Source organism: Tolypothrix sp. PCC 7712 (genome assembly GCF_025860405.1).
Classification (GTDB): Bacteria; Cyanobacteriota; Cyanobacteriia; order Cyanobacteriales; family Nostocaceae; genus Aulosira; species Aulosira diplosiphon.
In genome coordinates this window covers 8,389,368-8,410,684 of sequence record NZ_CP063785.1, presented here as the reverse complement: position 1 = coordinate 8,410,684, position 21,317 = coordinate 8,389,368, and the positions used below count along the sequence as shown (strand labels likewise).

Annotated in this window: 17 protein-coding genes and 1 pseudogene; 7 read left to right on the top strand and 11 right to left on the bottom strand. The window is 40.9% G+C overall.

What is annotated here, in order from left to right:
• The first annotated feature begins 219 nt into the window (after positions 1–219).
• The gene (locus tag HGR01_RS34260; RefSeq protein ID WP_045867875.1) at positions 220–1,086 is read left to right on the top strand and encodes a hypothetical protein; all 867 of its coding nucleotides are present in this window, start codon (positions 220–222) and stop codon (positions 1,084–1,086) included.
• Positions 1,087–1,330: 244 nt separating this feature from the next.
• Here HGR01_RS34260 and HGR01_RS34255 read toward each other — a convergent pair whose 3' ends face one another.
• The 3 genes from HGR01_RS34255 to HGR01_RS34245 all read right to left on the bottom strand — a co-directional run bounded on the left by HGR01_RS34255 (position 1,331) and on the right by HGR01_RS34245 (position 6,023).
• Positions 1,331–3,406, bottom strand: a complete 2,076-nt coding sequence (locus HGR01_RS34255) for an FHA domain-containing protein (protein ID WP_045867876.1) — start codon at positions 3,404–3,406, stop codon at positions 1,331–1,333.
• A gap of 455 nt (positions 3,407–3,861) precedes the next feature.
• Positions 3,862–5,613 carry a sensor histidine kinase gene (locus HGR01_RS34250; protein ID WP_045867878.1) on the bottom strand — a complete coding sequence of 584 codons (1,752 nt, stop codon included), beginning with the start codon at positions 5,611–5,613 and terminating at the stop codon, positions 3,862–3,864.
• 173 nt (positions 5,614–5,786) lie between these two features.
• Positions 5,787–6,023: a hypothetical protein gene (locus HGR01_RS34245; RefSeq protein WP_045867879.1), complete on the bottom strand. Its 237-nt coding sequence runs from the start codon at positions 6,021–6,023 to the stop codon at positions 5,787–5,789.
• Between the two features lie 575 nt (positions 6,024–6,598).
• Between HGR01_RS34245 and lepA the strand changes: the two genes are divergently transcribed.
• From lepA to HGR01_RS34230, 3 genes are all read left to right on the top strand, one after another.
• Positions 6,599–8,410 (top strand): translation elongation factor 4, encoded by a 1,812-nt coding sequence (gene lepA, locus HGR01_RS34240; RefSeq protein ID WP_045867880.1) that lies wholly within the window; start codon positions 6,599–6,601, stop codon positions 8,408–8,410.
• 558 nt (positions 8,411–8,968) lie between these two features.
• On the top strand, positions 8,969–10,159 hold the full coding sequence (locus tag HGR01_RS34235; protein ID WP_045867881.1) for a glycosyltransferase family 4 protein: 1,191 nt from the start codon (positions 8,969–8,971) through the stop codon (positions 10,157–10,159).
• A gap of 149 nt (positions 10,160–10,308) precedes the next feature.
• Positions 10,309–11,373, top strand: a complete 1,065-nt coding sequence (locus HGR01_RS34230; RefSeq protein WP_045867882.1) for a cyanophycinase — start codon at positions 10,309–10,311, stop codon at positions 11,371–11,373.
• Here HGR01_RS34230 and HGR01_RS34225 read toward each other — a convergent pair.
• From HGR01_RS34225 to HGR01_RS42020, 5 genes and pseudogenes are all read right to left on the bottom strand, one after another.
• Positions 11,359–11,511 (bottom strand): histidine kinase, encoded by a 153-nt coding sequence (locus HGR01_RS34225; protein WP_155538948.1) that lies wholly within the window; start codon positions 11,509–11,511, stop codon positions 11,359–11,361. The genes HGR01_RS34230 and HGR01_RS34225 overlap by 15 nt on opposite strands.
• Before the next feature lie 18 nt (positions 11,512–11,529).
• Positions 11,530–12,696 (bottom strand): cysteine desulfurase family protein, encoded by a 1,167-nt coding sequence (locus HGR01_RS34220; protein WP_045867883.1) that lies wholly within the window; start codon positions 12,694–12,696, stop codon positions 11,530–11,532.
• Between the two features lie 107 nt (positions 12,697–12,803).
• Positions 12,804–13,106 (bottom strand): annotated as a pseudogene (locus HGR01_RS34215) (restriction endonuclease subunit R); the annotation flags it as partial.
• 82 nt (positions 13,107–13,188) lie between these two features.
• The gene (locus HGR01_RS42025; RefSeq protein ID WP_052335042.1) at positions 13,189–13,377 is read right to left on the bottom strand and encodes a hypothetical protein; all 189 of its coding nucleotides are present in this window, start codon (positions 13,375–13,377) and stop codon (positions 13,189–13,191) included.
• A gap of 80 nt (positions 13,378–13,457) precedes the next feature.
• Positions 13,458–13,586 carry a hypothetical protein gene (locus HGR01_RS42020; protein WP_369792165.1) on the bottom strand — a complete coding sequence of 43 codons (129 nt, stop codon included), beginning with the start codon at positions 13,584–13,586 and terminating at the stop codon, positions 13,458–13,460.
• A 106-nt stretch (positions 13,587–13,692) separates the two neighbouring features.
• On the opposite strand from HGR01_RS42020, the gene HGR01_RS34205 reads away from it, so the two are divergent.
• Positions 13,693–14,307 (top strand): hypothetical protein, encoded by a 615-nt coding sequence (locus HGR01_RS34205; RefSeq protein ID WP_045867884.1) that lies wholly within the window; start codon positions 13,693–13,695, stop codon positions 14,305–14,307.
• On the opposite strand, the gene HGR01_RS34200 is transcribed toward HGR01_RS34205, so the two are convergent.
• From HGR01_RS34200 to HGR01_RS34190, 3 genes are all read right to left on the bottom strand, one after another.
• Complete coding sequence (locus tag HGR01_RS34200; protein WP_045867885.1) at positions 14,308–14,964, bottom strand: type I restriction endonuclease; 657 nt, start codon at positions 14,962–14,964, stop codon at positions 14,308–14,310.
• Between the two features lie 19 nt (positions 14,965–14,983).
• A complete protein-coding gene (gene bcp, locus HGR01_RS34195; protein WP_045867886.1) occupies positions 14,984–15,478 on the bottom strand; it encodes a thioredoxin-dependent thiol peroxidase in 495 nt (164 codons plus the stop codon).
• Between the two features lie 71 nt (positions 15,479–15,549).
• Positions 15,550–17,400 (bottom strand): right-handed parallel beta-helix repeat-containing protein, encoded by a 1,851-nt coding sequence (locus HGR01_RS34190; RefSeq protein ID WP_045867887.1) that lies wholly within the window; start codon positions 17,398–17,400, stop codon positions 15,550–15,552.
• Between the two features lie 148 nt (positions 17,401–17,548).
• Between HGR01_RS34190 and HGR01_RS34185 the strand changes: the two genes are divergently transcribed.
• Positions 17,549–18,388, top strand: coding sequence for an FAD-binding domain-containing protein (locus tag HGR01_RS34185; protein ID WP_045868829.1), 840 nt, complete (start codon positions 17,549–17,551; stop codon positions 18,386–18,388).
• A gap of 344 nt (positions 18,389–18,732) precedes the next feature.
• Positions 18,733–21,210: a phosphoenolpyruvate--protein phosphotransferase gene (ptsP, locus tag HGR01_RS34180; RefSeq protein ID WP_045867888.1), complete on the top strand. Its 2,478-nt coding sequence runs from the start codon at positions 18,733–18,735 to the stop codon at positions 21,208–21,210.
• Positions 21,211–21,317 lie beyond the last annotated feature (107 nt).

Genomic DNA, 21,317 nt, shown 5'->3' with positions numbered 1-21,317 from the left:
TCAAAGCTTTAACTATTTTATACGTGTAATTACTGTATAACTTGTTTGTTTTGTTCTCATTTTCGTATCCGGATTTATAGCTTGGCTATTGAAGATGTATTTAGGAACACTGGGAGCTACCTTCAAAATACCGAGTCTCAGTATTTGGATTTTTGAGTAACCCAGTACCTAACCAAAACTTCTATCAAAACACTAATCATCGCCAAGGGTGTAAAGATAATGAAAACCATGAATTTAATCAATGACCAAATTTTAATCGAGCAATATATCCAAGGTAAAATTAAACTGGGATTTAGCCAAAACTTCCGCATCGAATCTATCGGAGAAACCATTCAATTATTAACTAAAAATGGCTTCTTTATCGCCACCACAAACTTAGCAGATGAAACTAGAGTTTTTCAGGTAAGACAAGAATCTCATCATTGGGAATTTATCAATCAAATATTGCTTGATAATAGATTTATGCCCACCATTAAAAGTGGTAGTGGGTTATTACAATATGAATATTATCCCTTACCCAAATGCTATAAAATGCATTATACAGAAGCTGTAGATTTATGGAAGTTGTGGCGTTCTCACAGTCATCACAAAGTGAACAATTGTGAGCAATTAAACTTATTAGTATTGAATAATAATAATTGGCAGAAAATTGTAGATTTAGCATTTAGCAGAGAAAGCATATTTATCAAAACCCCTACTGATGAGATTGTAGTTGATAACTGCGATCGCGTTCTCTGGCTCATGTATATCCAAGAAGAACCAGAACTTGCAACTGTAATTCAAACAAGTAAAGTAGTCAAAGAAAATAACTCTCCACAAATTGCCAAAGTTACTGACAATCAATCAATGTGTGTAGCGCAAGATAAACAGCAAAATGATTATGTAGCTTGCGAGAGCAATCCATTTATTGCATCCCTGGTATCATCACCCACCGTCACAACTAATAATATTGTCAAACTGCATCAAGGTAAACTTTATATCCAAACACCAGAAGGTGAAGTGGTAGTGGAAGGTTCTAACCTAAAATTCTGGTTTACTCAACCGGAAACTCAAAATCTTGTTCCTCAATCTGTGGTACTAAAGTAAATAATTAGTAGACTCTAGTACAGCACCGCGTCAATAAACCAACCGTTTAAAATCAACAAAACGCTAACGCTGTATACTTGCTTGAATTTCAAATTCCGCGCAGCAGTTTAGCCATCAGAATTACATTGTTGATTTTGCCAAAATTTGAGGCATAAAAACAGACAAATCTGCCATAGCGTAAATCAAGCAGCAATTCTCAATCAATGAGTACTTACGCTATAATCACTGGATATTTTACATATTATTATTGCTTTAAGCTTTTCAGATAAAAAACCAGGGCCTCTGCTGTTGGTATATTAGTTGCTAGTAAAACTTTGTTAATATTGCAGCTCCTCAATAGTGCTTCTTCATTTGCTTGACTAGTCTGCGGTATGAGGAAATCTCTCAAGAAAATAACTGCTGAGATATCACCAGAGTTAACTAATGTATTAATTGCTTGATATCCATTAGAAGTGGTGGCTGGAATTTGGTGACTAATAGTGATACCTGCTTGTTCATGCAAGACTTCGCTAATCGATTGCCAAGCAATAGTATGATGATGTGAAAAAAACTCTTGATGCTGTTGCACAAATTCAGCTAATTCAGCTTTTTTGTTTTCATGAGCTAAAAGCACTATATTTTTCTGAGTAATTTCTAGCTGAGTTTGAATGACAGTTACTTCCTCATAAATTTCACTAGATTCTGCCTCTGAGGAATCATAAATTTCAGCAAAAAGTTGATTAATTGACTCAGATGTTAACAGCGTTAATTCTGGGCTAAAATCATCTTCAAGTTCTTCATTTAATAGAGCAGATAGAGCATCTGATTCGCTCAATTCGCTAGTTGCTTCCGATACTTCTGTCAGAAAAGCCTCTTCATTAACTACTCCTGCATCATCAGCTTTAATATCTTCAGTTTGATTGTTGATAGGTTCCGGTACTTGGCAAAATAAAGCTTTGGACTCAATCAGCATCTCGTCTGAGAATATAGCTTCTTCATTGCTAAACTCTGGGGTAAAGCCATCCACAAATTTTGGAGCTGCTACACCATCAATATTGACTTTAAAATCTTCCTCAATAACTTCATCACTGATATGCGGTGGAACTTCAATGATGATATTTTGTGGTTGATGGGATAGATGACGCGGTTGCACAATTGTTAACTCTCGCGGAATTTCTGCATCCCAATCTATATCTAAATCTGCAATTTCTGGAGGAAGTTCACTCACCATTTCTGCTGGTTGTCGGAATTTATCGCGCGGTTGTACATCGGTAAAGTCTTGCAGAATTGGCATTTCTAAATCGAAAAAATCATCATCATTATCAGCGACAACTTCATTCAAGGTTGCTGCTGGTGGCTCAACTTGAGCGCGCTGCTGTACATCAGTAAAGTCTTGCAGAATTGGTATTTCCAAATCGAAAAAGTCGTCATCAATATCCGCGACAACTTCATTCAAGGTTGCTGCTGGTGGCTCAACTTGAGCGCGTGGTTGTACAATTGTCAATTCTCGCGGAATCTCTGCATCTCCTTTGATCTCTGCAGAAATTTCGCTGGCTGTCTCTGGAACCGAGTCATTTAAATCTTGTGGCTGCACAAAGGTAATTTCTTCGAGAAATGGTGCAGCTACATCAACATCATCTACCTCTGCGGAAATTTCATTTCCTATCTCTGGTAATGGAGACATTAAACCTTGTAGTTGCACAAAGGTGATTTCTTCGCTCACTGATTGAGCAGCATCAGTATTTACATCACTAAAAGAGGCAGAAAATTCATTTGCTGCTAGTGAATTTTCAATGATGTTTTCTAGTGCATTGATTTCCGATTCTAGTTCTGAAGTTTCTAATTCGCTTTTATCGTTACTAAATTCTACAGCCGATTCAGAACTTAAGTTATGTGCAACTTTGCTATTTACTTTTGCTGGATTAGCAATATTAATATTGCTAATATTGTCATTGACTCGCCAGCCAGCCAACAGTGATGGATCGATAGTTTTAAATACAGTTGCTGGCAATTGTTGAGGCTTAGGAATAATATCTTCCACAGTCATCACGTAATCACCAATGCGGATAATATCTTTATCCTTTAACTGTACTGGCACATTTTTTTGAGCTAGTTTGCCGTTAACAACTGAGCCATTTCTACTTCCCAGATCACAGAAGTAGTAATTACCATTATGAGCAAAAAACTTACCATGTACCCTACTCACATCAGGGCTATTTAATACCAAATAAGAATCAGGAGAACGACCAATCATACATTCTCCTGTTGCTGCAGTTGCTAATGCTAGATCAAGTTCGTTAACTTCATCTGCTGTTGGTGAATAGTTAACTTTTATTTTCATATTAATTTTTTGTTATTTTTATTAATTTCTACTACCCAACGCTGACTGCTTGAATCTTCTAAATTTAAAATAGCATCTGTGTGAGCGATGAACATGGTAACAAGAAAGTCTATCTGCTCATGAGAATTATTGCTGACGAGTGATGGAATATAGGGTATTGATGATTAGTTGCGCTACTTAGTTCCCTTTATTTCCCTTGTTTCTCATTCTATTATTGCGTAAACGCAAAAGTGCGATCGCACCTAAACAGTGCTGAGTCAAAAAACAGCAAATTCAACCAGGCTACTACCTCTGGTAAGTACTTGAGCAATATTTTGATAATCCAAAAATACTTCCTAAGCTGAAGAGATTTGCTCAGGTCGCTCCTTTCACCCTTCCCCTTTTCCCAGTCCCCTTTTCCCAGTCCCCAGTCCCCAGTCCCCTTTTCCCAGTCCCCTTTTCCCAGTCCCCAGTCCCTATTTCCCCAGACAATCATCACCACAGGAAACAATGACTGGTTGCTGATACAAAGGTACAGTGAATGTGACTGTCGAACCCAAGCCTTCACCTAAGCTGTAAAAATTCACTTCTCCGCCCATCGCTTCTACCAGCTTTTGGGATATAGCTAGTCCTAAACCAGTTCCCCCATACTGACGAGTACGGGAACCATCAACTTGAGAAAATAATTGAAATAGTTTATCTTGCTTGTCTAAAGAAACACCAATACCTGTATCTGCTACGCGAACTTTCACCATGCCAGGATATTGCTGTTCTAGGAATTTAGCCTTTTTAATCACAATATCAGCACTGATAGTAATACCACCTTCTTGAGTAAATTTAATGGCATTACCTACCAAATTGAGCATTACTTGTAACAATCTTTGATAGTTACCTTGAACAACTATTTCATCAGAAGTATTAGGCAATTGCATCTGAAAGCTGAGGTTTCTCATCTCGGCTTGGGGACGCATGAAATTTTCTACATCACTAAATAACTCAGCCAATTGTACAGGAGTACAATCAAGCTCCATTTTGCCTGCTTCAATTTTGGCTATATCCAAAATATCATTGATGATATTAAGCAGGTGGATGGATAATTGATGCGCTTCTTGTAAAAACTGGTTTTGTTCTTCTGGATCATCTGCCATCCCTTCCAAAATCAGCTTTAAAAATCCAATCATCCCATTCAGGGGAGTACGGATTTCGTGGGAGACGTTAGCTAGAAACTCACTCTTGAGGCGGGAAGCATCTTCGGCTTTTTGTCGCGCCACTTCCAATTCTTTGTACAAAGTAGCATGAGCGATCGCAGTCCCTAACTGATCCGCTACCTCTTTGGCGAGCTCAATTTCTGCATCTGTTAGCGGGTAGCATTCATCTCGTAAATTCAACGCCACCAAGCTATTTGCTTGGTCTTGATAGGATGTCGCTACCACTAAAATTTTTTGGTTAGGACATAGACTAGACCCTGGTGCTTGCACTACTACGGGTTCTAAGGTAGCCAAAGCCTGAGCAAAAGCAGGTTCAGCGGCTAAATTTATATCTGAACCCAACAGAGATTTGCACTGGGGCTGATGATACTCTGCTATTACCCGTACTTTTTGGCTAGAAGGCTGGTAAGGGCAAATAATACAACGCTCTAGCCGCAGTACTTTTCCTAAACTATCAACTGTTTGTTGCCAAATAATGTCTATATCAAGGTTGCGGCGAATATTTTTAGTAATTCGGTTTACCAGTTTTTGATGCTGCTGTGAGCGAACAGCCAACTCTATCTGTGTAGGTTTTTTGGCAATTACATCTACTTTCTTAAGATTGACTTTCGCTTGCAGTAAGCGTCCCATCACCAAAACTGTGGTAGCCGCTTTACCCAATTGCGGCATAATCGGAGAGATTACCAACTCCAACTCAAATAATTCTTGCCCGTAACTAAACCAGCATTGCAATCTTTCGGGCACCAAATTTGTCAAAATTCGGTGTAACCGTTCCAAATAAGCCACATTATCCACTGGGACAAAGTTGGCTTCCTCATTAAACTCATCAACTATTTGCTCAGGATTTAACCCGAGAATTTCACTATGCTGCCAATAAAAAGTCAGGTAACGTCCTGACCCATCTTGTGTAAATACCAACTCAGCTCCTAGAGTTGGTGGCATATAGTCGGTCTGATGATTAATAGAGTTTCGATTCTGGGAGAATAAGTGTGGCAATTGCGAATGGGCAGTAATAGTCATTATCGAGTTGGATATACGATTAGCAGCCGACAACATTATTACTAAAGCTGCTTAAAGTTTGGCATAAATTATTACAGCTTTTGAGCCTTTGGTTGAGTGTTTTGGATATTTTGTCAGCCAAAGTGGCAAACTTTACATTCTTTTGATTTTTTATTTACAGTTTATTTATGAATTTAGTCATTCCATTCGCCTCGGGGTGGAATAGGAGCGCGTAGTGGAGTACGTGTTAATTCATCATCTCTGGGAATATCACCCCGTAACCATTGCCGAATGGCCACTTCAATCACTTTGCTGGGGTCATTGGTTAGATGCTGAATTTGCTCTACTAACTCGGAGTCTAGGCGAACAGCTATTTCTACCTTATCGGCTTGTCTGTTGTCCGCATCCGTAGCTTTTTCTTTCATATTCATAGGTTTATATACTCGGAAATTGTTGTGTCAAAAGCTTTTTAAAGCAGTACTCTTATAAATTTCGGATTCAGTTTACTGACAAATGAAAAAAATTATAGTTACATAGTTCCCCGAAATTGTACCAAAGTAACAGCTTCTCCTCGCAAGTGGCAATTTTCATAGAAGATACCAAACAGTAGCTCTATTGCTTTTGTGTCAGTAAATCAATAATTTACGGGCAATTACGCCGGGAATTACCACGCTCTTCACACTATGTACTTATACATCTTTATTGTACGCTTCTGGTTGATCAATACCATCGGCCGAAGGGAAAATGGGAATGGGGAATGGGGAATGGGGAATGGGAAATGGGGAATGGGAGGAAAGAATTTATCTTGATTATTGTACAGACGCGATTCATCGCGTCTCTCTTGACAAATGACCAATGACCAATGACAAATAACAATAAACAAAGATTTCTTTGGCTAATGATGGTTGTCTCGCCCGATATGCAGCGTCGTTGCCTAAGAAAGCATTAAAATACATTCAGTAATTTGCTCTCTCTACCTTGGTTGCTTTTTCAGCAAAAATAGTATATGACTGACGTTCCCGCAGTTCGCATTCGCAATTTTTGTATTATTGCTCACATCGACCACGGGAAATCCACCCTTGCCGATCGCTTACTCCAAGCCACTGGTACTGTTGAAGATCGGCAGATGAAGGAGCAGTTTCTCGACAATATGGATTTGGAACGGGAGCGCGGCATTACCATTAAGCTGCAAGCTGCCCGGATGAATTACACTGCTAAAGATGGTCAGCAGTATGTGCTGAATTTGATTGATACGCCAGGACACGTGGATTTTTCCTATGAGGTGTCACGCTCTCTTGCTGCTTGTGAAGGGGCGTTGTTAGTGGTTGATGCTTCCCAAGGCGTAGAAGCTCAAACTTTGGCGAATGTGTATTTAGCTCTGGAACATAACCTGGAAATTATTCCGGTGTTGAATAAAATTGACTTACCTGGTGCAGAACCAGAACGAGTCATCAGCGAAATTGAAGAAATTATCGGTTTAGATTGTAGCGGTGCGATTTTAGCCTCGGCTAAAGAAGGTATTGGCATTAATGAGATTTTAGAAACAATTGTAGAACGGGTACCACCAGCTCCCAATACTGTAGATCAGCGCTTGCGGGCGTTAATTTTTGATAGCTACTATGACAGCTACCGGGGTGTAATTGTTTACTTCCGGGTGATGGATGGTAGCCTCAAAAAAGGCGATCGCGTTTATTTGATGGCTTCTGATAAAGAATATGAAATTGACGAGTTAGGGGTGCTTTCTCCCACTCAAAAGCAAGTTAATGAACTGCACGCCGGGGAAGTAGGTTATTTAGCCGCCGCTATTAAAGCTGTAGCTGATGCCCGGGTGGGTGATACCATTACTCTGTCTAACGCTAAAGCTGCAGAACCTTTACCAGGTTATACAGAAGCCAATCCAATGGTCTTTTGTGGGATGTTCCCCATTGATGCTGACCAATTTGAAGACTTGCGGGAAGCCCTAGAAAAGCTCAGACTTAATGATGCAGCCCTACATTACGAACCGGAAACTTCTAGCGCTATGGGTTTTGGTTTCCGTTGTGGGTTCTTAGGTTTGCTGCACATGGAAATCGTGCAAGAACGCTTAGAAAGGGAATATAACTTAGATTTAATTATTACAGCGCCTTCAGTAGTTTATAAAGTAACTACTTTGAAGGGCGAGGAACTGTATATAGATAATCCTAGCCATTTACCCTCTCCCAACGAGCGCGAAAAGATTGAGGAGCCTTACGTTAAGGTAGAAATGATTACTCCTGAAACCTACGTGGGTACGTTGATGGAGTTATCGCAAAACCGCCGGGGGATTTTCAAGGATATGAAATATCTTACCCAAGGGCGCACAACCTTAACTTATGAGTTGCCTTTGGCGGAAGTCGTCACTGACTTTTTTGACCAAATGAAATCGCGATCGCGTGGTTATGCCAGCATGGAATATCACCTGATTGGTTATCGCGAAAATCCTTTGGTGAAGCTGGATATTATGATCAATGGCGATCCGGTGGATTCGTTGGCAATGATTGTACATCGCGATAAAGCTTACAACGTCGGTCGCTCAATGGCTGAGAAGCTCAAAGAACTGATTCCCCGCCATCAATTTAAAGTACCAATTCAAGCGAGTATTGGTAGTAAAGTCATCGCCAGTGAACACATCCCCGCTTTGCGGAAAGATGTACTAGCCAAATGCTACGGTGGTGACATCAGCCGGAAGAAGAAACTTTTGCAAAAGCAAGCAAAGGGTAAGAAGCGGATGAAATCTGTAGGTACGGTAGATGTTCCTCAAGAAGCATTTATGGCAGTATTGCGACTGGATCAAAGTTAATTAATTGGGCATTGGGGAGGCAGTGCGTTGGACGGGTTTCCCGGCTTAAAGCAACTGCCGTCATTGGGCATGGAAGCAGTCCCAAGTCCCTCTTATCCCTAACTAAATAAAAATTATTAACGGAAACACTCCATCAAGGCTGTGTTTCTGTTATTTTTTGGACTTTTTATGCAAAATTTGCCTAATAATACCAATTAAAAAAAGAATACGACAGATACACAGACCTAAAGCCTTTTTATGCCTGGATTCCTAATAGAAATAGCAAGATTTTTACCTTCAGCTTTCACCCTTCAGCTATACATCTATAGGAGTTGAAGATTTTTGAGCAATTAATCTGAAGTTGCTGTATCATGGCAATTTATTGAATGCATATGAAGGTAAATATGAAAAGTTAGCTTCACTAATATTCATATTTACAGACAGATGAATCCAAAGAGAATGTTAAGAATATTGACAATTTTAGTATATATACTCACTCTAATTGTCACACTTGTACCTTTAGATAAATTATAGATTTTAGCTATTTATCAATTTGAAAAGCTTCGGGGAGTCCAGTTAATGAAGATATTAGTGTTAAGTTGGGAGTTTCCACCCAGGATTGTCGGTGGAATCGCTCGCCATGTAGGGGAGTTATATCCGGAATTAGTGAAATTAGGACATGAAATCCACTTGATTACTGTGGAGCATGGACAGGCTTCGATGTATGAATTAGTCGAGGGAGTGCATATACATCGAGTCCCGGTAGCGGCTAGTAGAGATTTTTTTCACTGGATAGTTAACTTAAATGAAAGCATGGGGCATCATGGTGGTAAGCTGATGCTGGAAGAAGGGCCATTTGATTTAATCCATGCTCATGATTGGTTAGTTGGTGATGCAGCGATCGCGCTGAAAAATAACTTCAAATTACCTTTAATTGCGACAATTCATGCAACTGAATACGGACGCTACAACGGTCTGCATACAGACACCCAACGCTATATCAGTGGTAAAGAAAATCTGTTAGCTTTTAACGCTTGGCGAATTATCGTTTGTAGCGAATATATGCGGCGAGAAGTAGAAAGAGCATTACACAGCCCTTGGGACAAAATTGATGTCATTTTTAACGGTATTCGGCCAGAAAAGAAACAGCATCATGAAGATTTTCATGCTTCAGCTTTTCGCCTTCAATTTGCCGAAGATTATGAAAAAATTGTTTATTATGTTGGGCGCATGACCTATGAAAAAGGTGTGCCTTTATTACTCAATGCTGCACCCAAGGTTCTGTGGGAAATGGGTGGTAATGTCAAATTTGTGATTGTTGGTGGTGGTAATACTGACCATCTCAAGCGTCAAGCTTGGGATTTAGGAATTTGGCATAAATGCTATTTTACTGGTTTCCTTTCTGATGAATACTTAGATAAATTTCAGACTGTAGCTGACTGTGCAGTTTTCCCCAGTCTTTATGAACCCTTTGGGATAGTTGCATTAGAAAGCTTTGCCTCTCGCGTTCCCGTAGTTGTATCTGACACTGGTGGTTTTCCGGAAGTAGTGCAACATACTAAAACAGGCATTGTCACTTGGGTGAACAGTCCCGATTCGATTGCCTGGGGTATTTTAGAGGTGTTGAAAAATCCTGGGTATCGCCAATGGCTGATTGATAATGCTTTTGAGGATTTAGAGAAACGCTTTAGCTGGCCAAAATTAGCCCTGCAAACCGAAGCTGTATACAAGCGAGTAGTGCAAGAGCGATCGCGAGTAGAATGGTTTTAAATTGCACAAGCAGCAAAAAACCAAACAGAGAATAAAATATAACTCTGCATTTTTGGCATTAAAAAACAGTACAAGCCTTGTACGCTGGGAATTACACCCCTTCTGGTGAGAGAGTTAGCAATATTTGCAGTTTGCACCAGAAGGTTAGCATGACCAAGGCCTTTCCAAATATAGCAAAGTGGTTAAAGAACCTAGGAACCATGTTGCTGAAGATGGGAACCACCTTCATAACCCATATTACAGCAAACTTGAGACGCTATTTTCAGGATATTGTTCCCGAAGATGTCGATTCTTTATCGCCTGTACCGACCTTACCTGCTTTACCTGCCTTACCTCACCTAGCTGGGCCTGTTCTTAACTTGGGTGGAGGTGGCCCGGATGTAGAAGCAGCAATTCAATGGATGATTCATCAGGTGAGGGGTGGTACTAACTGCGCTACCAAAGTAAATGTTGTAGTTCTCCGCACCTATGGTAATCACGATTACAATCGGGTGATTTATGACATGAAAGGCGTAAAGTCTGTAGATACGCTGATTATTAGCAATCGCAACGATGCCAACAGAACGGAAATTGTTGATAAAATCCGCAGAGCAGATGTAATCTTCGTTGCTGGCGGCGACCAATGTCAATATATTCGTAACTGGAAAGGCACTAAGCTAGAGGCTGCTGTCAACTCAGTTTACGCCAGAGGTGGCGGAGTTGGCGGTACTAGCGCAGGTGCAATGATCCAAAGTGAATTTGTTTATGATGCTTGCGCTTCTTCCGAAGAAGGCATTGAAACCAAAGACGCGCTGGAAGATCCCTATCAAGATATCACCTTCACTTACAACTTTTTTAAATGGCGGTATCTGGGCGGCACTATTGTTGATACTCACTTTGATAGGCGTAAAAGAATGGGGCGAATTATGGCTTTTATCGCCCGTCAAATCCAGGATGGCAAAGCGAAACGTGCTTTAGGTATCGCCATTAGCGAAGAGACATCGGTTGTCATTGATAAATACGGCATAGCCAAAGTCATGGGAAGAGGTGCAGCATACCTTGTTTTAGGCGATCATCCGCCAGAGATTTGCAAACCCCGTACACCTTTAACATTCCACGACTACAAAATTTGGCGTATCCCCCGTGGCGATACCTTCGACCTCAAAAACCTGCCCACCAAAGGTTATTATCTCCGCAGTGTCAAGCGGGGAAGGTTTAGTTCAGATCCGTATTGAAATGGGGCATGGGGCATTGGGCATGGGGCATTGGGCATTGAGCATGGGTATTTGGTGTTTGGTAATGAGTAATGAGTAATGGCTATTCTCCTCTGCTGCCTCATCTCCCTCATCTCCCTCATCTCCCTCATCTCCCAATCCCCAATCCCCAGTCCCTCACACCAAACTAGCCTGCTTGCGTAAACTTTGAATGGTAGCGATCGCATGTTTGGCTATGATATCAATCTCCTCTGGGGTATTAAAGCGACCAATGCCAAAGCGTACTGATGCATAGGCTAGCTGTGAGGGATGTCCCAAGGCGGTGAGGACGTGGGAGGGTGCTGTACTGGCTGAGTTACAAGCAGAACCGGAAGAAACTGCCATGACTGGTTGTAATCCTAAGCTAAGTGCAGCCCCATCTACTCCCTCAACGCTGATACTGAGGTTTCCGGCTAGGCGTTGGGTGGGGTGTCCGTTGAGATGAACTCCTGGTATTTGGGAAAGCTGTTCCCAAAGTGTGAGCCTGAGTGCTGTAATGCGTTGGTTTTCTGTGGCTTGTTCTGCTGAGGCGATTTCCACAGCTTTACCAAAGCCGACGATTTGCGGTGTATATAAAGTACCCGATCGCATTCCTCGTTCATGTCCACCGCCATGTTGTTGCGGGGCTACTTGGACTCTGGGGTTGCGTCTGCGGACATATAGCGCACCGATGCCTTTAGGGCCATATACTTTATGTGCAGTCAGTGATATCAAGTCAATTTTCTGTGCTTGCACATCCAAGGGAATTTTACCAATAGCTTGGGCGGCATCGGTGTGGAAAAGAATATTGCGATCGCGGCAGATTTCGCCAATGTCTGATAGTGGCTGCAATACCCCAATTTCATTATTTGCAGCCATCACCGACACTAAAATTGTCTCTGGACGTATAGCTTTTTCTAACTCATTTAAATCAATTAACCCGTCTTTTTGGACAGGTAGCACTGTAATGTCAAAACCCAGTGTTTTTAAATAGTTACAGGGGTCGAGAACAGCTTTATGTTCTGTCGCCACAGTAATAATATGTTGTCCCTTTTGAAAATAAGCTTCTGCTATACCTTTAATGGCTAAATTATTGGCTTCTGTAGCACCACTAGTAATCACAATTTCTTCTGGTGAGGCGTTAATAGCTGCTGCTAAAATTTCTCGTGTTTGTTTAACAGCTGCTTCTGCTTCCCAACCGTAAACGTGGCTGATACTTGCTGGATTACCAAACTTTTCTGTGAAATAAGGCAGCATTGCTGCTAATACTCGTTCATCAACGGGGGTCGTAGCATGGCAATCTAGGTAGATGGGACGATTCGACATAATCAACTCAAAATTTGACTTAATTTTTTGAATATCCTGAGAACTTGATATAAGTAGGTCTGCGAAATTAAAGATAACTAGCTGAGGCTGTCATTTGTCCTTGGTCATTAGTCATTAGTAAGGATTTCAAGCCTATTTATGTTTGTTAACATAGTTTGGTTTATTTCCACTGACTTACTTAATTCATTTTCTCGCTTGGATAACGTAAATTTATCAGACAAAGCATACTCCGATTTATCTTGCTGGATGAGCTTGATAAACTGGAAATCTTCTCCACTAGTTACACAGCCAAAGATAGGTTTCTCTGGATCAGGATTAGCTAGCATATAAGCGATTGCTTGAGGTATAGCTTCTAAAAGGGAAAAACTAGCTCTTTTAGATTCAATTACTAACAACCATAGTTGTTCTTGAATAACTCAGGACTTACGCAAGCAAAATTTGTCATTGCGACCGGAACGAAGTGTAGGGAAGCAATCCCAGAATCTCAGGCGATTACGTCGCTGCGCTCGTAATGACGTAATTACGTGACTTTTGCGTAAGTCCTATAACTAAAACGTCAATCCTTTCTCTAACAATTTCGTCTTTATCCTCAATCGCAATTTCTATTGACTCTTCTGTAGCCAGTAAAAATGGTTCGCGATAAAATCCTGCTAAATCTAGTAAAGGAGATAATACCACCATTTTGACCGCATTCTCTAAAATTGGTGGACGTTTAACTAGTCTCAGAAAGTTAGTTTTAACTCTATCTAGATATTGCTTTTCTAAATCTGTGATTTCTGGCAGAGAATCGTACCATTCTGGAAAAAATCTTCGCTTTCAGACTGTCGCAAACCAAATCTTTCTTCTAAATAAGCAAGACCGACATTTTGAGCTTGGATTACTTGAATCATGATGGATACAACAAAACTGATATTACTATTTTAAAGCTTTACAAAATGTTACAACCTTTTAATTAATCAGCGAAATTTCCTTATTCATGGAGCGTGGGTAGTAGAGATGGCATACAGTGAATTTACTCTGGCTCAAGTTAGAGAAAAATTTGGCTTAATTATAGAGGAACCAGATAATTTGTTTGCTGAAGTTGCTGGTATAGATCCCAGTCAAATTTTACAAACGTTTCTGAAAGAGAACTTGAATTTAGCAACAGCAATTAATACAGAAAAAGCTCGTTCAGAGCTAATTATTACTCCTATTTTATTAGAGGTAAGAAGAAATTTTAACTTTAAAGTTGGGTTCTTTTCCGGGACAGAGTTTAACGTTGATAACGCATCGGGTCTGAATGGTTATTGTGATTATATACTTACTGCATCTGCGGAAATATATGAAATTCGCACTCCTGTAGTAACCTTGGTAGAGGCTAAGAATGAAAACATCAAAGCTGGTTTAGGGCAATGTATTGCTGAAATGGTTGCTGCTCAAATATTCAATCAGCGTCAAGGAAATAGCATTACGACTATTTATGGAGCAATAACCACTGGTACAGATTGGAAATTTTTAAAGCTGACTGATAAAGATTTATCTATCGATAGAAGAGACTATTATATTGTCGAAATCAATCAAATATTAGGTATTTTATCGACACCTTTTCAGGTTTATTTGACTGTTATTTAATTAAATTAAAATTTGTCCAATTCTCTTTAATATATTTAAAACAATATATAGTTCATTTTCACTTCTATATAAGCTAAATCTATCAGATAGAGCATATACAGGATGATTTTGTCTGCTTAGTTTGATAAATTGAAAATCTTCGCCATTTAGCACGAATGCATATACAGGCTCATCACTATGCGGCGCAGCTAGCATATAAGTAAGTGCCTGCGGAATTGCTTTAGTTAAAGAAAAAGTAGACCTTTTTGATTCAATTATTAGTAACCACAACTTATTTTGAATAACTAGTACATCAATTTTACCTTTGATAATTTCTTTATCTGCTTCGGCTTTATTTGCATTACCGATAATTACATCTTCACTAATTTCTATACTTTCTTCTGTAGCGATGGAAAAAGGCGGACGATAAAAACCTGCTAAGTCTAGTAAGGGCGACAATACAACTAATTTGATTGCCTCCTCTATAAGAGGAGCATTTTCCAGTAAACTGAGATAGTTAGTTTTAACTCTATCTAAATATTGCTTTTCTAATTCTGTGATCGCAGGTAAATCGTCAAACCACTCTGTAAAAAATTGCTCATCTTCAGCTTGATGCAGAGCAAAGTTTTCCTTGAGGTAAGCGAGAGTGACGTTTTGTCCCTGGATAATTTGCACCATAGGTTATTCAGCCAATATTCTAAGATGATGCACTTGATATAGCTGTCAATTCCTGTAATTTAGTTAAAACCTGTTGAGCATGAGCTTTAACTTTCACATTTGTCCAAGTATAAGCAATTTTGCCATCAGGAGCGATGAGAAAAGTTGAGCGCACAACGCCCATATATTCCTTACCCATAAACTTCTTTAATTGCCAAATTCCATAAGCTTCGGCTAACTCATGTTGTGGGTCGCTTAACAGGGTGATTGTTAAGTTATGTTTAGCGATAAACTTACAATGAGACTGGCTAGAATCGGGACTTACACCTAATATTTTTGCACCCAGGGCGCTGAAGTTTTGATTTAACTCGGTAAAATCTTTTGCTTCTGTCGTGCAACCAGGAGTGTTGTCTTTCGGGTAGAAATAAAGAATTACCCATTGACCACTAAAATCAGCGAGACTGACAGAATTACCATTTTGGTCAGGAATAGAGAAATTAGGGGCTGGTTGTGTAACTTGGGGAATATTGCTCATATTGGAAGATTCAAGAATTGCGATCGCTTTCAAATTTTACCGATATTTGCCACCCCTTGAAGGAAAACAGTCTATTCGATGTTCCCGCTACGCTGCACCTTAGAACTAGTATCAATATAAAACGCGCCGAGATTATTACCGCTTAAATCGCAGTTTTCCACTGTACCTAAACCACCATCGTGGACATAAACGCCGCGTCCTTTATTTTGATTGATTTTACAGCGTTGAATTACAGCGTTACCATTGGTTCTAATTTCTATCCCAGATAAATCATGACCTAAGATTTCGCAATCTTCCACTGTGGCTTGTCCATCCTCATAAACAAGAACTCCGCCTTGTTTGCCATCATGAAATTTGCACCTCTGGATCATAGCGCTGCTATGATCCTTAATTGCTATGCCAGATAGACCATTACCGAAGATATCGCAGTCTTGTACTGTACCGCGACTGTTTTTTTGAAAAAAGATGCCCGCTTGTACGCTATCGTGGATTTTGCACTGTTGGATAATGGGGTTAGCTGTTGCACCAATCACACTGACGCAAGAAAGGGAATCGGAAGTAATATCGCATTCAGCTAAGATTAATTGACCTTGAGGAATGTCTACAGCAAAGAAATTGTTATTCTTTTTTCCTGCTACACCACGTAAAGTTAAACCTCGGACTTCCGCTTTGTCTGTTTGCATGACAATGCAATTTGAGTTTGCACTCTCAATCACAATGTTAGATACAGGCCCATCACCAATAATTTTGAGTGGCTTGTCAATAATTAAACTTTCTTGATAAAAACCTGGATTTACCAAAATCTGGTTACCAGGTTGAGCATTTTTAATTGCTTCACTAATAGTTTTATAGTCACCCAATCCATTACTAGAAACTGTTAGAGTCGTTTTGTTTTTAGTAAAAAATGTATATAAACCAACTGGGATAGCTAACCCAATGGTACCAAAACCCAGCATTTGCAATACACGCCGTCTCGGCCATTCGGGCGGTGGTGGTAATGGCGGCGGTAGCGGTTGTAAACTTTGGTCAATTTGGTCTAATCGTTGTAAAATTTCTTGAGTGTTTGCTGGTCGGTGACCGGGTAAATGGGCCATCATTTGGTCGATTAAATCTGCCAACAAGGGCGAAATGTGAGGCGCGCAACTCCGCCAGCCCATCTCATTGGTGTAAGAATTATAAATTGCTGGGTCAGTAGGTTGTTTACCTGTGAGTAAATAAACAAACGTGCGTCCCAAAGCAAAAAAATCTGACTGAAGTACAGCCTGACCATTCATTTGTTCTAGTGGTGTGTAACCTGCGGAAATAATTCCTGTTACTTGACCTTGAGCCTGTGCGAAATAGTAAGTTTGTGTAAGTTCCCTAGCTGTACCAAAATCAATTAATGCTAATTCCCCAGAACTCGCCCTTAGCATAATATTAGGTGGCTTAATATCTCTATGGAAAAAGTTTTGTTTGTGTACGCGATCGAGAATTGTCACTAATTCCCGTAACCATTGCAGCGCTAAATTTTGGTCAATCGGACGCATTCCCCGATTTTCCATATATTTCTGCAAATCCATCCCCACAATTTTTTCCATGACAAAACAATGGCTGGGGTTTTGGCTGTTTCTGGGAAAATAAACAAAGTAAGCATCGCGCTCAACTTTGGGAATACCAGGGTGATTAAGTTTACTTAAAACTTCTGCTTCTTGCTGAAATAGTTCTATAGCTTTTTGATGATTATTTGTGAGAACTTTAACCACTTTTGGCGTGTCAGTGCGGACTTCCATCACCTCAAAAGTGACTGCAAAGCCACCACCGCCTAACTGACGCACGACACGATAACGTCCTTGTAGTAGTAGTTCTGAGCCGCAACTAAGACAAAATAGTTCATCATTACTATTTTGTGGGTTTGTGCATTGAGGATTGATGCAGAAGCTCATTGCGTCAGCAGGTAACAGTTTTATCTGCTAGTTTACCTTTATCACCTTGATTTTCCTGTAAAGAGTTTTTAGCGATCGCAATTCTCCTCTCTCTCGAGGAAAAGGGGAATGAGGAAGACAAATGCCAAACTTATCAAGTAATCAAAAAATGCGACGTGAATTTTCTCATCGTGATCAATTAATAGCCTATCTCCGCCAAGAATTCCCGAAAGCCACAGAACGGGATGATTCTATCAGCGAAATAGTGGGGGGACGGAAAGCTGCAGAACAAGCATTAGCAAAAGTTGAGCCTGTTACCTATGCAAAAACACGGAACTTTTTAACTGGTGCAGTCACAAAGCTTTCACCTTATATTCGCTATGGAGTTCTCAGTCTGCGAGAAATTAGGGATTATATACAAGAGCAGATACAAAACCCTGAAGATGCGACTAAATTAATTAATGAATTAGGCTGGCGCGATTACTGGCAGAGATTATATGAGAAGCTAGGAAATAGCATTTGGCAAGACCAAGAAGCATATAAAACTGGTTACACAGCTAAAAATTACGCGCCTGATTTACCAAAGGATATTCAAACAGGTAGTACAGGATTAGTATGTATTGATACTTTTAGCCAAAATTTAAGAGAGACAGGCTATCTACATAACCATGCTCGGATGTGGTTAGCAGCTTATATTGTCCATTGGCGGCGGATTCGTTGGCAAGCTGGGGCGAAATGGTTTCTACAACATTTATTAGATGGCGATCCTGCTAGCAATAATATGTCATGGCAATGGGTGGCGAGTACTTTTAGTCAAAAACCCTATTTTTTCAACCGCGAAAATTTAGAACGCTACACCAACGGAGTTTATTGCCAAAAATGTCCGCTTTACGGTCATTGTGATTTTGAAGGTAGTTATGAACAATTGGAACAGCGACTATTTCCCCACGGTGAATTTAATAAACAACCTAATAGCCAAAGTTGGCAACGTGGGAAGAAGAAAAGATAAGTTTTTAGACTTAAAGCTGTATTGGATGTATTTCGCGCCAAGATTGTCAACAATTGTAGAGACGCGATTAATCGCGTCTCCAGAGAAGATATAACTTTTTACCATTCCCAATGCCCAAAACTGTTACATAGCAAACAGAATTCGACTTTGTCATATAAAGTTGCGATTTGAAAATCAACGCTGATTTTCTTGCGAGAAAATGGAAGAATGTAAGGAAACTGCAAAAAATAAATTATTTTATTTAAAGTCGTTGACGGTTCACAGTTAACAGTCAACAGTCAACAGTTAACCATTAGTGTTCACTGACTCAGCAAAAGTCTCTCAAAAGAGTTGATGGTGTTGCCGTGGTCGGAATTGTTATTGTTTCTCACAGTCAACAACTCGCGCTTGGCGTACAGCAACTAGCAGCGCAAATGGTTCAAGGTCGAGTTCCCTTAGCGATCGCAGCGGGGATTGACGATCCGGAAAATCCCCTGGGTACAGATCCGATGCAGGTTTATGAGGCGATCGCATCTGTATTTAGTGATGATGGTGTGCTGGTGTTAATGGATTTGGGTAGCGCCTTGATGAGTGCAGAAATGGCGCTGGAGTTCCTTTCACCAGCACAACGGGAAAAGGTGCATTTATGTGAAGCACCGCTAGTTGAAGGTGCGATCGCAGCTGTGGTTGCAGCTTCACTTGGTCATCATATCCAGCAAGTCATGGCGGAAGCACGGTCTGCTTTAGTAGCAAAAGCAACTTTGTTAGGAGTTGTGAATAGTCCTCTATCAGTTGTCTCCACAGCTAGCACAGAATCCGCAACGAAGGAAATTCGCCTCACAGTCAACAACCGCTTGGGTTTACACGCTCGTCCGGCGGCACAATTTGTTACTACTGCCTCTAAGTTTCAATCGCAGATTTGGGTAAAGAATATTACTAGAGGGACAAATACAGTCCGGGGTGACAGTATTAATCAAGTCGCAACTTTAGGGGTGCGTCAAGGACACGAGTTAGAAATTACAGCCAGAGGTGCTGATGCAGAACAGGCGTTAGCAGCCTTAGCAGAATTAATCGCCAATAATTTTGGAGAAGATGATTCTGCTTTAGAATTACCACCCACCGTAGAACACCATACCCCAAAAACTCATGGCGAACTTTCGGGAATTGCAGCTTCACCAGGGGTAGCGATCGCACCTGTGGTACATTATCAAGCGGCTGCTGTTATACCTACAGAATATAACGTAGAAGATGTAGAAGCCGAGTGGCAAAGGTTAGAAGCAGCCATTGCTACTGCACAACAGCAAATTCAAGCCTTATTTTCCCACGCTTCCATGCAAATTGGCGACACAGAAGCGGGAATTTTTGTCGCCCATCTGCTGTTTTTAGAAGATCCTGTATTGTTAGAAGCAGTACGAGTGCGGATTTTTGACCATCATCTCAACGCCGAAGCCGCTTGGCAAGCTGTGGTTGATGAAGTGGCTGCTAGTTACCACCAATTAGAAGATGCATACTTACAAGAACGAGTTGAAGATGTGGTGGATGTGGGACAGCGAGTGTTGCGGTTATTAGCCGGGACATCAGCACAAACTTTGGAACTCAGTGAACCAGCGATTTTAGTAGCCAGTGATTTGACTCCCTCAGACACCATTGGTCTAGACCCCAGCAAAGTTTTAGGTATTTGTACGACTTCCGGTAGTGCCACATCTCACAGTGCAATTATTGCCCGCACATTAGGAATCCCCGCAGTATTAGGTGTAGACGCAGGCATATTGTATCTGGAAGACGGCACAATCATGGCTCTTGATGGTGAAAGCGGCAAAGCTTGGGTAGAGCCAGAACCAGATATTTTGAGTATATTAGAAGCTAAACGCGAAGCATGGCGAACCGCGCAACAAGAAGCGCTAGCCAAAGCACACCAACCCGCCATGACTCGCGATGGTCAGCAAGTAAATGTATTTGCCAACATCGGTAGTATAGCTGACGTTCAAGTTGCTTTAGCTAGCGGCGCTGAAGGAGTAGGACTACTGCGTACAGAATTTCTGTATCTAGGTAGGACAAGTGCTCCCACGGAAGAGGAGCAATTAGCAGTATACCAAGCGATCGCACAAGTTTTAGATCAACAACCATTAATTATTCGGACATTAGATGTCGGTGGCGATAAACCACTGCCTTACATTAAGGTTCCATTAGAGACAAATCCCTTCCTGGGTTGGCGGGGAATTCGCTTATGTTTAGATCATCCCGATTTATTTAGAACTCAGTTACGAGCAATTTTGCGCGCCAGCCACGGACACAATATTAAAATTATGCTGCCGATGATTGCCACAATCACCGAAGTTCGGGCAGCTAAAGCAATATTAAATGAAGTGCAACGGGAACTTAGTCAAGCTAGTATTGCCTTTGATTCCAAAGTCAAAGTCGGCATTATGATCGAAGTACCCGCAGCCGTAGCCATCGCCGATCAGCTAGCAGCCGAGGTAGACTTTTTTAGTATCGGTACTAACGACCTAAGTCAGTATGTCATGGCAGGCGATCGCAACAATCCCCGTGTCGCCAATTTAACAGACGCACTCCACCCAGCAGTGTTGCGAATGGTACAACAAACAGTCCAAGCCGGTCATGCTGCGGGAATTTGGGTAGGATTATGTGGTGAACTCGCCGCCGATCCTGCCGCCACAGAGATTTTATTAGGTTTGGGATTAGATGAATTAAGCGTTAATCCCCAAGCCATCCCCATCTTAAAACAAGCGATCGCCCAATTAACTATCAGTGAATGTCAGGCGATCGCAGCTTCCGCATTACAACTAGATTCCGCCACCCACGTTAGACAACTCACTTCATAAGGTTAAGGGCAAAAGGGAAGGGGAAAAGGGGCAAGAAAAAACCTTTAACCCTGCCCCTTTCTCCTGCAAAGACGCTACGCATAGCTTGCTTAAGCGCAGGGGTACAC

What these genes read in the sequence shown, in the direction of transcription:
- HGR01_RS34260 (WP_045867875.1), top strand. Translation starts at nt 220, where the DNA reads ATGAAAACCATGAATTTAATCAATGACCAAATTTTAATCGAGCAATAT.
- HGR01_RS34255 (WP_045867876.1), bottom strand. Translation starts at nt 3,406, where the DNA reads ATGAAAATAAAAGTTAACTATTCACCAACAGCAGATGAAGTTAACGAA.
- HGR01_RS34250 (WP_045867878.1), bottom strand. Translation starts at nt 5,613, where the DNA reads ATGACTATTACTGCCCATTCGCAATTGCCACACTTATTCTCCCAGAAT.
- HGR01_RS34245 (WP_045867879.1), bottom strand. Translation starts at nt 6,023, where the DNA reads ATGAATATGAAAGAAAAAGCTACGGATGCGGACAACAGACAAGCCGAT.
- lepA (WP_045867880.1), top strand. Translation starts at nt 6,599, where the DNA reads ATGACTGACGTTCCCGCAGTTCGCATTCGCAATTTTTGTATTATTGCT.
- HGR01_RS34235 (WP_045867881.1), top strand. Translation starts at nt 8,969, where the DNA reads ATGAAGATATTAGTGTTAAGTTGGGAGTTTCCACCCAGGATTGTCGGT.
- HGR01_RS34230 (WP_045867882.1), top strand. Translation starts at nt 10,309, where the DNA reads ATGACCAAGGCCTTTCCAAATATAGCAAAGTGGTTAAAGAACCTAGGA.
- HGR01_RS34220 (WP_045867883.1), bottom strand. Translation starts at nt 12,696, where the DNA reads ATGTCGAATCGTCCCATCTACCTAGATTGCCATGCTACGACCCCCGTT.
- HGR01_RS42025 (WP_052335042.1), bottom strand. Translation starts at nt 13,377, where the DNA reads ATGGTGGTATTATCTCCTTTACTAGATTTAGCAGGATTTTATCGCGAA.
- HGR01_RS42020 (WP_369792165.1), bottom strand. Translation starts at nt 13,586, where the DNA reads ATGATTCAAGTAATCCAAGCTCAAAATGTCGGTCTTGCTTATTTAGAA.
- HGR01_RS34205 (WP_045867884.1), top strand. Translation starts at nt 13,693, where the DNA reads ATGGCATACAGTGAATTTACTCTGGCTCAAGTTAGAGAAAAATTTGGC.
- HGR01_RS34200 (WP_045867885.1), bottom strand. Translation starts at nt 14,964, where the DNA reads ATGGTGCAAATTATCCAGGGACAAAACGTCACTCTCGCTTACCTCAAG.
- bcp (WP_045867886.1), bottom strand. Translation starts at nt 15,478, where the DNA reads ATGAGCAATATTCCCCAAGTTACACAACCAGCCCCTAATTTCTCTATT.
- HGR01_RS34190 (WP_045867887.1), bottom strand. Translation starts at nt 17,400, where the DNA reads ATGAGCTTCTGCATCAATCCTCAATGCACAAACCCACAAAATAGTAAT.
- HGR01_RS34185 (WP_045868829.1), top strand. Translation starts at nt 17,549, where the DNA reads ATGCGACGTGAATTTTCTCATCGTGATCAATTAATAGCCTATCTCCGC.